11 protein-coding genes and 1 pseudogene are annotated in these 12,901 nt (G+C 43.3%); 7 read left to right on the top strand and 5 right to left on the bottom strand.

Going from position 1 to position 12,901, the window contains the following annotated elements; genetic code table 11:
- Window positions 1-158: 158 nt before the first annotated feature.
- Window positions 159-2,087 carry an alpha-amylase family glycosyl hydrolase gene (locus tag HWQ40_RS03775; protein ID WP_292775048.1) on the bottom strand — a complete coding sequence of 643 codons (1,929 nt, stop codon included), beginning with the start codon at window positions 2,085-2,087 and terminating at the stop codon, window positions 159-161.
- Window positions 2,088-2,565: 478 nt separating this feature from the next.
- Here HWQ40_RS03775 and HWQ40_RS03770 point away from each other — a divergent pair, with 478 nt between their 5' ends.
- From HWQ40_RS03770 to HWQ40_RS03760, 3 genes and pseudogenes are all read left to right on the top strand, one after another.
- A complete protein-coding gene (locus HWQ40_RS03770; RefSeq protein WP_292775047.1) occupies window positions 2,566-3,618 on the top strand; it encodes a hypothetical protein in 1,053 nt (350 codons plus the stop codon).
- A gap of 191 nt (window positions 3,619-3,809) precedes the next feature.
- A pseudogene (locus HWQ40_RS03765) lies at window positions 3,810-4,028 on the top strand (serine/threonine protein kinase); the annotation flags it as partial.
- Window positions 4,029-4,541: 513 nt separating this feature from the next.
- A complete protein-coding gene (locus tag HWQ40_RS03760; RefSeq protein WP_163937100.1) occupies window positions 4,542-4,760 on the top strand; it encodes a hypothetical protein in 219 nt (72 codons plus the stop codon).
- A gap of 39 nt (window positions 4,761-4,799) precedes the next feature.
- On the opposite strand, the gene ribD is transcribed toward HWQ40_RS03760, so the two are convergent.
- Window positions 4,800-6,041, bottom strand: coding sequence for a bifunctional diaminohydroxyphosphoribosylaminopyrimidine deaminase/5-amino-6-(5-phosphoribosylamino)uracil reductase RibD (gene ribD / locus HWQ40_RS03755; protein ID WP_292775044.1), 1,242 nt, complete (start codon window positions 6,039-6,041; stop codon window positions 4,800-4,802).
- A 178-nt stretch (window positions 6,042-6,219) separates the two neighbouring features.
- On the opposite strand from ribD, the gene HWQ40_RS03750 reads away from it, so the two are divergent.
- The 3 genes from HWQ40_RS03750 to HWQ40_RS03740 all read left to right on the top strand — a co-directional run bounded on the left by HWQ40_RS03750 (window position 6,220) and on the right by HWQ40_RS03740 (window position 10,206).
- Complete coding sequence (locus HWQ40_RS03750) at window positions 6,220-6,387, top strand: hypothetical protein (protein WP_292775042.1); 168 nt, start codon at window positions 6,220-6,222, stop codon at window positions 6,385-6,387.
- 557 nt (window positions 6,388-6,944) lie between these two features.
- Window positions 6,945-7,763 (top strand): methyltransferase domain-containing protein, encoded by an 819-nt coding sequence (locus tag HWQ40_RS03745; RefSeq protein ID WP_292775041.1) that lies wholly within the window; start codon window positions 6,945-6,947, stop codon window positions 7,761-7,763.
- A 178-nt stretch (window positions 7,764-7,941) separates the two neighbouring features.
- Window positions 7,942-10,206 carry a cation:proton antiporter gene (locus HWQ40_RS03740; protein ID WP_292775040.1) on the top strand — a complete coding sequence of 755 codons (2,265 nt, stop codon included), beginning with the start codon at window positions 7,942-7,944 and terminating at the stop codon, window positions 10,204-10,206.
- Window positions 10,207-10,398: 192 nt separating this feature from the next.
- On the opposite strand, the gene HWQ40_RS03735 is transcribed toward HWQ40_RS03740, so the two are convergent.
- The 3 genes from HWQ40_RS03735 to HWQ40_RS03725 form a co-directional block, all read right to left on the bottom strand.
- On the bottom strand, window positions 10,399-11,985 hold the full coding sequence (locus tag HWQ40_RS03735) for a GMC family oxidoreductase N-terminal domain-containing protein (RefSeq protein ID WP_292775039.1): 1,587 nt from the start codon (window positions 11,983-11,985) through the stop codon (window positions 10,399-10,401).
- 87 nt (window positions 11,986-12,072) lie between these two features.
- Window positions 12,073-12,258, bottom strand: a complete 186-nt coding sequence (locus tag HWQ40_RS03730) for a hypothetical protein (protein ID WP_292775038.1) — start codon at window positions 12,256-12,258, stop codon at window positions 12,073-12,075.
- Window positions 12,259-12,451: 193 nt separating this feature from the next.
- Window positions 12,452-12,640, bottom strand: coding sequence for a hypothetical protein (locus tag HWQ40_RS03725; RefSeq protein ID WP_292775037.1), 189 nt, complete (start codon window positions 12,638-12,640; stop codon window positions 12,452-12,454).
- 92 nt (window positions 12,641-12,732) lie between these two features.
- Here HWQ40_RS03725 and HWQ40_RS03720 point away from each other — a divergent pair, with 92 nt between their 5' ends.
- A complete protein-coding gene (locus tag HWQ40_RS03720; RefSeq protein WP_292775036.1) occupies window positions 12,733-12,882 on the top strand; it encodes a hypothetical protein in 150 nt (49 codons plus the stop codon).
- Window positions 12,883-12,901 lie beyond the last annotated feature (19 nt).

Raw genomic sequence — 12,901 nt, 5'->3', positions numbered from 1 at the left:
TCCGCGCTTCCTAAATATTCTCGAATGGCTGGTACTTTATTTTTTCGCAAGTCCCTTATGTCTTTTTTTCATCAGTTATAGCTGTGCGTACTGATTGAAAATTGGTATGAAGCTGTTCACGAGTGGATCACTCATGAACAGATCCTTGCGTATAAACTCTACGATTCTCTTCCCGATGCCCAAGTATCACGCCATTTGACAGTACCTTCTTTGGCAATCACCCAGCGGCGATTTACGAGATTTTCGCGCAGAGGCGATCGCCCTTCCCGCCACATGGCATATTTATAAGCAATCAGCTTACCAGTACTCTCATCAAAGGGAATCTCAGCAAACCAAGTATTGGTGTTGATATACTCTAAGGGATAGGCTTTGCTGATATCCCAGTTACCTAACTCTGGGCAATCTCCAGTCACCACAATGGTTTCACCAGGTTGGGTTTCCACGCCATTGAGTTGGACGCGGACAATTGTTTGTGCTTTTATCCGTTCGCCAACGTGGCTGAAAACAAGCACTCCCCTTTCTTCTAGTACTAGATCATAAATCTTGCCATCTTTCACCTCATACTTGTTGCGAGTCACCACACAGGTATGTTCTCCATCGGGCAATTCTGTTTCTACTTCTGGTAAAGTAACTTCTCCTCCCCGGTTTAAAGCGACAAAACACAGGGAGTCGCGATAGCGGCGTACATAGCAGTAAACATCCGGTGTTAAGTATTTTTGCCAGTGGCTACCCAATGATACGGCTGGATTCAGTCGTCGTAAGCCAGACAGCAGCCTGATGGAACGATAAATCTCACTCTCTGTATCCCAACTTTCCATCATTGGGCGGTTATATGGGTCGTTACCGCCATCGGTGTCGTTATGCAGATATTGTTCTGTGCCGTAATATATACAGGGAATGCCGCGACAGGTCATAATCAAGGCGATCGCAACCTTCAGCATCGCTGGATCGGGGTTCAGCGATTGGAAACGGCACATATCATGGTTATCGATGAAGGTAACTAGCTCTGTTGCCCCGTTGTAGCAAGAATCCTGGTCAAAAATGTATTGAATTGTTTGAAATCCATTTTCTGAACCTTGCCCCAGTGCAGCTCGAATTGCCACGCACAACCCAAAGTCTAAAAGTGTCATGCCTGAGTGGTTAACAAATTCCACTGAGCGATCATCACTAGGATTACTGTAAATCCATTCACCAAAAATAAATACATCTGGTTTGTGATTTGTCATGTCGCCAGTGAATTCTTGCCAAAACCAAATCGGCATGTGCTTGACAGTATCCACCCGCAGTGCATCCACACCCCGGTCTAGCCATTGTTTAATTGCTGACTTGATATACTCCCGATATTCCGTATTGTTTTCATTGAAGGTTGCTAGACCAGATAGTTCACAGTTTTGTACTTGCCAATCGTCTTCCCAGTTTTGCACTTCACCATAGTGGTGATACCAATTATTAGCATCATCATTGAAGTCAGCAATTTTGACACCATCATCATACAATTCACCTTTACTACCGCTGGTATCAGGTGTACTATGGTTGCAGACAATATCCAGCACTAGCTTCATATTGCGCTTGTGCAGTTCTGTAATTAACCGATCAAAGGTGGTATTTTTTTCTTCTTGAGTAGCGTTTAAAGAAGGGTTCTCTCCCTCAGCAATGTATCGAGGATTAAGCCGTTTAAAGTCTTTTGTCCAATAGCCATGTATTGCTGCATTGCCAACAAATAACTCTTCAACTTGCTCGAACAGTGGAGTTAGCCAAAGAGCAGTAACTCCCATATTTTTGAGATAATCTAATTTATCGATGACACCTTGCAAGTCGCCACCCCAGTATTTACCCCAATCCTGTCTAGTTTGATCGTACAGTTCTGAGTTTGCACCTTCGCTGTTATCTGGATCGCCATCATAAAAGCGATCGACTACGAGAAAATAAATTGTTTCCTGACGAAATTCAATATCTCTGGTGTAAAGGAACTCTAGAGCAATCTCAATATCTAGCTGCGGTTCTTGTATAAGAGCTTCTACATTTTCCTTTGCAGGATCTACTTTATATTGATCTGGTGAAAACTGGGATGGTGGGGTTTGTACCATAAAAAAACTCAAAATTTCATCTAATTCACACTTGCAGAACCAACAGTACAACGTTTCGAGTATTGTGTGTCACTACAAACTTCGGTATTGTGACATCCTGCCTACGATGTAGGTATCTATCGCTAGCTAGTTTATAATTCTATCGATAGATATAATTCATTTGCTATAGGATAAAAATAAAGGAATATAGCAGTTATTAACGATAATTGCTTGATCACAAAAATTTACAATATTTAATTAAGTTGACTTGCGGTAAATATCGAGCCTAGCTCGTGTTTAAGTGTATATTCAACAACAGATTTTAGACATCTCAACTCCTGGAAAATCAGTTGTCAATAAGGTTTTGTTACACCTGAGCAATACTTAGTCAACCAGGTATAAACCAACTTTTTCTCTAGAAGATTCGCTCCATTGGTAAACTGACCATTGTCACTTTCAATCTGTTATTACTATCAAGGAATTAATTTAGGTAGCAATTATGACCAAATATGACAAGGTTTTTAACTCACCAAAGACATCAGAGGAATCACTAAGTCCAGAGGAAGCGGTGGCGGCGATCGCAACTGTGACTGCGATCGCTGATTCATTTATTGAAGAGGTAGATGCAGAAAGTTTAGCGGGTATCCTCTGGGAATTCGAGGTTTTTGAGGAATACTCAGAAGATGAAATTGCAGAAATAGTTGATAGACTCATCTCCATTGCAGAAGAAGAGGGAATTGGGCCCCTGTTTAATGCCGCCAAAGTATCTCTCTCAGATGAATTAGTGCTAGATGGTTTTGCTGCTGGGGTAATAGTGCTTTTAGACGACGAACTCGCCATTCCCAAACCAAAACAAGTCTACCTGAAAAAGCTACAAGCAGCTTTAGAACTTGAGGATGAAGAAGCAGAGGAAATCATCAAGGAGGTAATCGCAGCCTTTAAAGAAGCAGAAGATGAAGAATATACAGACGACGATGATGATGAGACAGTGGTCATCGAAGATTTTAGCGAACAGACATATCAATCTCCTTTAGGCAATTTTACCGTACCGATTCCGGTTGATCCGCAGCAGGGCGGGAGAATTCAAAGCCAGGAAGGAGTAGTTGGCTTTTCTGATGACATCGGTACTTTACTGAGAATCGATTATTATCCTTTCCCCTTAGAACAGTTAGAGGAATTGGAGTCTGTTGGCCAAGAAGAATATTTACAAACAATTTTAGTAGAGAAGTATGTACCCCAAGCGATTTTTGCCAATGTACCAGATGCTTCTGTGGAATATACCGAATATCTGGAAAATACTTTGCGAGGTGCTTACTACGTGTTAATCGATATGCCCAAAGGTTCCACAATTTATAAGCAAGAAAATAACGGAACTGCGATCAGATTAGATGCGTACCGGGGCTTGCTCACCTTTATCAGTGGGGAATTTTTGTATATAGTTAGTAGTCAGCACAGCTTTATTAACGGTGAAACTCCCGATTCTGTTAAAGAAGAAGCTGAAGACATCAAAGAAAGTATTTTAGAGTTTGTTGAGACTATAGAGTTCACTTAGTACAGTATTTCATTCATTCGTAGCGAATTAAATTTGGCAGGATTCTGCAATGCTAATACGTTGGCTTGTATTAGATATATGCTGAAAAAGAGTGTAGAGACGTAGCACTGCTACGTCTCTACAAGGGTTCTGGATAACGCATATTTAATTTTACCAGAGTATATTCGCCCTGGCTTCGCTCATGTGATGTACTAGTGCCAAACAAAATTGACCTTGGCTACTTATTCGATCGTAATTCTAAAACGCTGCGTCAAACTGAGGTATCTTTTGCCCAATCGGTAGACCCACAGGTAATGGAGACTACCTTAAATGGAATGTTAGGAGGGCAAGCCACTGAAGAAATTAAGCAGGGACTCAAACAGGTACAACAGGGCCAATCTGATAATTTTAGTTTTAAGAATGGCTCAATAAATTTGAGTGTGTTGTTTGATAATAAAATGGCTTTCGCAGGATTTTGTATTTTATAAGACAATTCAGTATTCAATATAGTCCATAAAAAACGGGTTTTACTTGGGCTATAATCAACACAATTTCGGTATTTTAAAACACAAAAAGCCAGTTTTTAGAATTAGTGTAAGTCAGTTGGCACAATAAAACCAAACTATGTGAAAAAAGATAAACTAGGCTAAAATCCTTTTACCTGCTGCCTCCTGTCTTAATCCCAATGAGAAATTTTTACGCCGACCTACTTATTTGTTTTCTAATTTTTGCAACTTAACACACGAAAATCTATCTTTTCTTATACCCAATTCCCAATGCTCATTTTGAAACTCAGTTTCAAATTCTTAATCTTCATAAAGTTATAAATACGATTATTAAGTTTTTAATAATACTTGTCTCAGCTTCTACATTCATGTCGTAAATTGCGATTGGAATTGTGTAATCTAAAGACAGCTAATAGCTCATTATTCAATCGAGGTCTGATGACTCCTACAATCATGCGTCAGCTTTGGTCAGTGGTTGAAACCGCGCAAGCCAAGCTCCTCTTACAACTGGATGATGCTAGCTTGGTGCAGTGGTTAGTAAAACAAACCGAAACGCAAGTGTTGTTAGATTCTAACGAAACTGACTTTCTATGCCACTACATTCAATCTCGGCTAGCCCTTATACGTGATATTGCCCATGAACGCCAGTGTTCATAATCGCAAAATCAAGATAAATAGATTGATCGTCAAGTGTTATTACTGTTGACTATTAGCTTTTGGGGAAAAATAACCTTCCACTAAGCAGTCAGAGCCTACTACACGCCAACGAACACGTTCTAAAGACAACGCCTCAGTCATGGTAGTAAAACCTAAATCGCCCACTGGTGTGGGAGCAATACTACCACCAATGATTTTTGGGGCAATAAATGCCAAAACTTTTTGCACTGCTCCTTGAGCGATCGCACTAGCAGCTAAAGTACCACCACACTCCCACAGCACGCTACAAAAACCTCGTTCATATAAGTACGCCATTGCCTTATCCGGTGTAAGTGATGCTAATTCCACCACCTCCACACCCTGTTTGAGCAAGAGTTCTTGAAAATTGGGGTTAGCACCCTTCTGTGTCAACACCAAAGTTGGAGCATCCGCAGTTTGCCACAGATGGGCACTTGCCGGTAAGTTGAGATGGCGACTCATCACCACCCGCAGGGGATTATGTGCCCCCACTTGATGGCTGGTTAAGTAAGGATTATCTTGTCGGACTGTATTACCGCCGACAATTATGGCATCACAAGCCGCCCGCACTAGATGTACTTCACTGCGGGCTTCTTGACTTGTCACCCAGGCGCTATGACCAGAGGTAGTAGCAATTTTGCCATCTAAAGTCATGGCATATTTTAAAATTCCCAAAGGTCGTTTGTAGAGAATGCGATGCACAAAAGCTTCATTTAGCTGACGACAGGCTTCCTCTTCTACTCCTACCAACACTTCAATCCCCGCCGCTTGTAAACGGGCGATACCACCTCCAGCTACCAGGGGATTGGGGTCAACCATACCCACTACTACTTTTGCCACCCCTGCTTCGATCAATCCTTCCGAACAAGGGGGAGTGCGCCCGTAGTGATTGCAAGGTTCGAGGCTGACATAGATTGTTGCACCACGAGCGCGATTCTCCTGGGGAGAGGCTGCGCCAACGCCTGCTGCTTTTAAGGCAAACACTTCTGCATGAGGCTCACCTGCGCGAGGATGAAACCCTTCGCCGACAATCTCGCCATCCTTGACAATCACCGCTCCCACTAACGGATTTGGCGAAGTCCGCCCTAAAGCGCGGCGAGCCAGTTCCAAACACCGCAGCATCATACGAGAGTCAAAGTCACTTCCTACCTTTTGCTTCGGTGGTGAATTCGAGCCAGCTGCTGACTCCACTATTCGTGTATTTTCCTGAGTGTAATTTGGTAAGGATGCATCTGCTTGAGCGACCACTGGGGAATTATCCATAATTTTAGGCAATACTGTAAATATTCTGCACGCGATCGCGCAGCCTTTCCACAAGAGAATCGCGCTTTGCTCCTGATAATTAAACAGTAATATCTAGGCGCTATTATTGGCTGTCTCAACTTACATGAGTCTGTAATATTCACACTTACAGTTCAGGGTAACTGAAATTTTATCAAGTTTGAAAACCCTTCATCCAAATGAAGGGTTAATAGCATCAGGTCAGAGGAATTATTTTACACAATTCCTGGAACATCACTGGGAGGAATGTGCGATCGCAGCTGGCCCAAAGCAGGAAAGAGGAGGTGGAAATTGCGATCGCGGATGGACTAGCCCCGGTGGAGATTGAAAACTTAATCCGTCAGCAGCGTAACTCCTAACTCCTAACTCCTAACTCCTAATTAGCCTTGCGCCAAAGTAACCAACGGCGAAACGAGAGTAAAAATTTTCCAGCGATCGCGAATAGTTGTTTTGAAATTTAGATTTTCAGCTTATCCCCAACTCCAAGGTTTGTCATAGGTTTGGATAGAGTTGGTCAACTTTATCCCATGCCTGGTTACTGAGATTTTCTCTTTTCCATAGCCAAATACACAGGATGGTCGTCGAAAAATATCTCAATTTGTAGGATCATTGAGATTGGGGTTCATAGAGTTGCGATCGCGCCCTCAAGATCGGAATCGTTGACATCGATGTAAACAGACAACATTTTCAAATCCGTATATCCCAAAAGCTTTTGAATAATTCGCATCAAAGGAAAGCCAACTTGGAGACTAGCAGCAGATTTGTATCAGAACCTGCTAGTTTTACCATCATCAACATCCCAGTTTCAAGGGTTGGGTTCAGCAGCGAACAACTCAATATCACAACAAGAGTTACTATAAAGTGGAGAAAATTTGACATTTGGTTATGACCGATCTGGATATTTATAAGCAGCAACTAAAAGAATTTTATGGTAGTAGAACGACTTATGACCATGAAAAAGATACTCGCCATCCTCTAGATGCCAAGCTTCTATTAGAATTTGTTCCCTTACATTCGGGACAGAAAATCCTTGATGTGGCAACTGGAACAGGTTTAGTTGCGATACCCGCAGCTGAAAAAGTTGGTTCAGAGGGCTACGTGATTGGAATTGACATGACCCCTGGAATGTTGCATCAAGCAAGACTTAAGATTGCAGCAGCAAGATTACAAAATATCGAGTTGATTGAGACGGATGCAGAGTATTTAAACTTTAGTGATAGTAGTTTTGATGTTGTCTTTTGCTGTGAGGCAATTGTACTTTTTCCTGATATCCTTGCTGCTTTGCAAAAGTGGTATCGCTTCTTGAAAACAGGAGGGTTTGTGGCATTTACCTGTCCTCCCGAAACTGCTATTATGGCATCTCTTCAAAAAAGTATCTGTGCTAGAGTTTTAGGTGTATCAGTACCACATATTCTTGAACCACTTGGGACTCCAGAAAAATGTCGGAATTTACTCAATCAGGCAGGTTTTAGAGATATCGAAATTAAGATTGAGCCATCAGGACGTTATCGCCCTCTTAGTGATAACACATTATCGATGACAGTAATTAATATAAATTTTAAAGGCAATCCTCTGTTGTCAAAATTATCACAAGAACAATTAAATCAATTGCAAGTTGAGTACAAAGCTGAAATTGAGAAATTAGCAACCGATCAAGGTCTTTGGATAGACACTACAAAGTTCTTTGTTCGCGCTCAAAAATAAGTGAATGAGCAAAGCTTTGTTTCTTACCTGACAACTTAGGGCGATCGATCGCTCATGATAATCTTGCCATTAATAATGACAATGATAGTTTAAGCTTCTAGACCGATGTGGAAGTAAACATTTTCAGGATTTACTTGAACAGCCCGTTTAAAAATTTGTAATCTCATCTTTGGACATTATGCAAAACCTGTCCCTGATATTAGTGCCTGTACTCGCTGCACAAAAAGTAGCAGGTGACGGTGTAATTAAACCTCTCGGTCATCATGAACTGCTGTTGGTGCTGGTGCAACTGTCACTATTGCTTCTCGTAGCGCGGGGATTAGGTGAATTGATGCGCCGGATTAACCTACCGCCTGTTGTTGGAGAATTACTGGCGGGTGTGCTGCTTGGCCCTTCTCTATTTGGTTTGCTCCTTCCTGACTTACAAGCACACATCTTTCCCAAAAGTCAAGAACAGTCTAATTTACTTTCGGTGATTTCTTGGCTAGGCGTGTTATTTTTGCTGATTGTGACTGGGTTGGAGACGGATTTAAAGCTGATTCTTCGTAAGGGTAAAACGGCTCTTTTGATTTCACTGGGCGGAATTATTATCCCGTTTATCACCGGATTTGGATTGGGCTGGCTATTGCCAGATAGTTTTTTAGCCGACCCAGAAAAACGATTGGTATTCAGTCTGTTTATCGCCACAGCAATGAGTATTTCCGCAGTCCCAGTGATTGCTAAGGTACTGATGGACTTGAACCTGATTCGCCGTGACATTGGTCAAGTTACCTTAGCTGCTGGGATGACTGACGACACCATCGGCTGGATTTTACTTTCTGTGGTTTCAGGTTTAGCTAGTAGCGGCAAATTTGACTTTGGGACAATTTTCCATTCTGTGAGTGCAGCGGTATTGTTTCTAGCGATCGCCTTCACAATTGGGCGTACCATTGTAGACCAGATTTTGCGCTGGGTTGATGACTATATTGGTGGAATCGCCGCTAGTATGTCGGTTGTGCTGATTCTTGCGCTCTCAGCGGCAGCACTTACCCACGGATTAGGTCTAGAAGCAGCATTAGGTGCTTTTGTAATGGGGATTCTAGCAGGTCAATCCCGCCGCTTTAGCAATGAAGCTGGACACATGCTAGAAGTCTTCACAGCAAGCTTTCTAGCGCCAATTTTCTTTGCTTCAGCAGGCTTGAAAGTTAATTTACTCGCTCTGTTAGTACCCCAGACATTGATATTTGGCTTGATTGTTCTCGTTGTCGCTTGTGTTGGCAAATTTACAGGTGCTTACCTTGGTTCTCGTGCGGGCGGCTTGAGTCATTGGGAAGGTTTGGCGATGGGTTCTGGGATGAATGCTCGCGGGGCGATGGAAATTGTCGTTGCCACGATTGGTTTATCTTTGGGAGTGCTGAATCCCCAGATGTACTCGATTATTGTTATGGTGGCGATCGTCACTTCCCTAATGGCTCCACCCCTGCTGCGCTGGACTTTATCAAAAGTAGTTATGGGTGAAGAGGAAGCTCGACGTTTGGAACAAGAAGAACAGGATAGCCGCAGCTTTATCAAGCAGATTCAGCGTGTCTTAATACCTACTAGCGGTGGGCCCAACATCCAACTCGCGGCGCAACTAGTCGGTTACATGGCTCACCAAAACTCGATAGAAGTTACATCTCTATATGCCCTGAGTGATAAGCAACCTCAAAGTAGAGGACGCCGGATGGCGGCAACCCAGGTTAAAGATACCGCCGCAGACCTTGCTCTAGCTGCTGTCACAGAGGAAATGCAGTTACCTGCTGATACCACCCTGCAAACAAAAACGGAGTCTGGGCGTAATAAAGCGGAGGTAATTCTGAATGAAGCGAACAAAAACTATGACTTGATTGTACTGGGAGCTTCTGAACAGATAAGCCCTCAGAAAGCATTGTTTAATTTGCTTGTTGACCGGGTTGTCCAAGAAGCGCCTTGTGCAACGATGGTGGTAAAGTCGCGCCTACCGCAATCGAAAGGCGAGATATGCAAAATCCCTCAACAACAACTGAAAAAGATTCTGGTGCCAACGGTGGGGACAGAATACAGCAAAAATGCCGTAGAGATGGCAAGTACGATCGCCGCTCAAACCGGGGCATTAGTGATGATTGTTAACGTGATTAATTTGCCACAGGTTGAGTATATTCTTTACGAACAGCGATCGCTAGCTCCAGTCAAGGAAATTGCTCACGATATGCTTGAACAGCAAGCAGCCATTGGCCGCAATCTTGGTGCTGATGTCAAAACCTATATTCTTCAAGGAACCAGCCCAGAAAAGGAAATCCTCAAGTTTGCCAAAACCCAGGAAGTTGACCTAATTATTCTAGGGAGTAATATCCGAATGGTTACAGGTCGCGTTTTCTTCGGTCACAGAGTGGATGCAATTCTGAGTAAGGCCCATTGCCCAGTAGCGGTAATTACTGTGCCATAGTCGTTCTAAGCTTAGATGCATTTAGGCAACTTTATCGTTTGTGCATAATGCTCAAAGACGAGGTAAAGCTTTGCTTTGAGGCCTCCTTGAGTCTTTTCAAAAGCTAGATCCCTGGAATCCCGGTTGAGCGTTTCCTGAATCTCTGTTTTGTGAATCATCGTTATTCTTTAGGCGATCGCTCGCGCCAGCGAGTTAGTTTGCCATTGCTGAAGCTACTTGCGATGAAACGCCACCTGCGGCTTTAATTAAATCGGCTCCTTTCTCGCCGATCATAATCGTGGGCGCATTCGTATTGCCCCCGACCAGAGTTGGCATAATCGATGCATCAACAACCCGCAACCCCGTAACACCGCGTACCCGGAGTTCGGGATCAACAACCGCCATTGGGTCAGTTCCCATTTTGCAAGTGCCGACAGGATGATACCCCGTAACGCAAAATTCCCGGATGTAAGCTTCGAGTGCTTCATCGCTTATCACCTCAGCACCGGGACTGATTTCCTCACCTCGAAACTGATCAAAGGCACTTGTATGAAATAATTTACGCATTATTTTAATCCCAGCAACTAGCTTTTGCACATCAGATTGACTTTGCAGAAAGTTGATCCGAATAATCGGTGGGTCTTTGGGGTCAGGCGAGGGCAAACTGACACTCCCAATATTTTGGGGATGAGTCAAACTGACTGTAACAGTGAATCCCAAACCAGAGAGGGTTTTGCCAGGAGATATCCACAGAATGGGACCGAAGAAAAACTGTAAATCTGGCGTGGCATCCAGATTACCTTCGGTATCCAAAAATAATCCGGCTTCAGCGTTACCATTACTGGTAATTGCCGGGTCTAACCCAGCAATTACCTCGTGTGCCACAGGACTGGTAATTATCTGGTGTGCCACAGGAACGAGAGAGTGGTCTTGGAGGTTTTGACCGACACCTGGCAAATCAACGACGACAGGAATCCCCATTGCTTGCAGTTGTTCTGCATCACCAATGCCGGAAAGCATCAGCAGCTTGGGTGAATCGAATGCGCCAGCACTTAAAATCACTTCTTTGTTAACCCTAGCTTGGTGCAGCCTTCCCTCGTGCATATATTCCACCCCAATGGTGCGGGTTCCCTCAAACAATAACCGAGTTACTAACGCTCCTGTTGTTATTGTCAAATTGGGACGCTTGAGAATTGGCACCAAGAATGCAGCAGCAGCACTGTGACGTTTACCATCCTTGACCGTCAACTGATAAATTCCCGCACCTGATTGCTGTATTCCATTGAAATCAGGATTGTGGTTATATCCGATTGCCACGGCTGCTTCTACAAATCGTTGGGATGCCACAGTAGGGGGTTGAATATCGGTGACGCTCAACTCACCATCAACCCCGTGGTATGCGTCGGCACCGCGTTGCTGGTTCTCAGATTTCTTGAAATAGGGCAATACATCTTGGTAACTCCAACCAGGATTTCCCAATGACTGCCAGTGGTCATAATCGTGATGATTGCCCCGGATATAAATCATGGAATTAATCGAACTGCTGCCACCTAAGACTTTGCCACGGGGACAAAAGATTTTGCGGTTATTCAGGTACGGTTCGGGTTCAGAGAAATATCCCCAGTCCAGTTCCGAGCGAGGTAGGTTGGGGGATGACAACGGGATTTGAATCTCTGGTTTAGTATCTGGGTTGCCAGCTTCGAGTAATAACACGGTTGTTTCACTATCTTGTGTCATCCGGTTGGCAACAACGCAGCCTGCCGAACCTGCACCAATCACAATATAGTCATATTGAGTCATCACATCCTCGCTTGTAAATTCAACTACTTCAAGAGCTGCAACTTAAAGATTGATTAAAGCTTGAAGTTTAAGAATCTGACTGTTGCATTACGACCAACACAGAGATTCATGCTGAATCTCTGACGCTAATTTTTCTACTGATTGTGCAAAATTTGGGTCAGATTTCATTATCTCTTGTAAGTAACCAACTACCTGATCTAAATTAGCCCTTGACCCTTTTTCTGCCTCTACTAAAGCTGTTACTGCCTCTTGCTTACCTCGAAGCTTGTCCAAATCTTGTCACGTAGCGCTTTTATCTTTGTTAGAGTTGCTTGTGTCAGCTTCTCATATCATGTCCAGTTAAAGACTTATCATTAAGGCAGCAGGGGTGCAGAGGAGCAGAGAATCAGAGGAGAGAGGCTTTTGGGCTTTCTGCATAAATTTGGGAATTAAAACTAATTAGCCAGACTTGATATCAATTGTTTTTTCAAAAGCTATTTTCAAAGGCTTTGTTACGATTGCCTTTGGCACTGCCCCGATTGCGATCGCTAACTGCTGGCTGTCGGCAGTAATCTTTTATGTGTTTATATTTAATCTTTTTAAGTAATAAATGTATTTTTGTACTGAAGATAGTCATTAGTAATTGGCTGTATGGTTGTGCCAAAGGCAATCGCACGTTTTTTGCCCAACCTCACTTGCATCGCCTTGTTCCCTCCCCGGCAGGGTCGCTAGATGTCTTTGTGAACAATGCGGCCAGATGCGTTAACAATGCAAGCCGATGCATTAACAATGCAGGGTATTGCGTTAACAATGCAGGGTATTGCGTTAACAATGCGGCCAGATGCGTTAACAATGCAAGCCGATGCATTAACAATGCAAGCCGATGCGTTAACAATGCAGGGTATTGCCTTTCTTTAATTCGCTACCAATTAATGAA

The sequence above is a fragment of the Nostoc sp. NMS9 genome (assembly GCF_017114995.1).
Classification (GTDB): Bacteria; Cyanobacteriota; Cyanobacteriia; order Cyanobacteriales; family Nostocaceae; genus Nostoc.
Note: the sequence above shows the minus strand (reverse complement) of the source record. Positions and strands in the feature narration are given on the sequence as shown.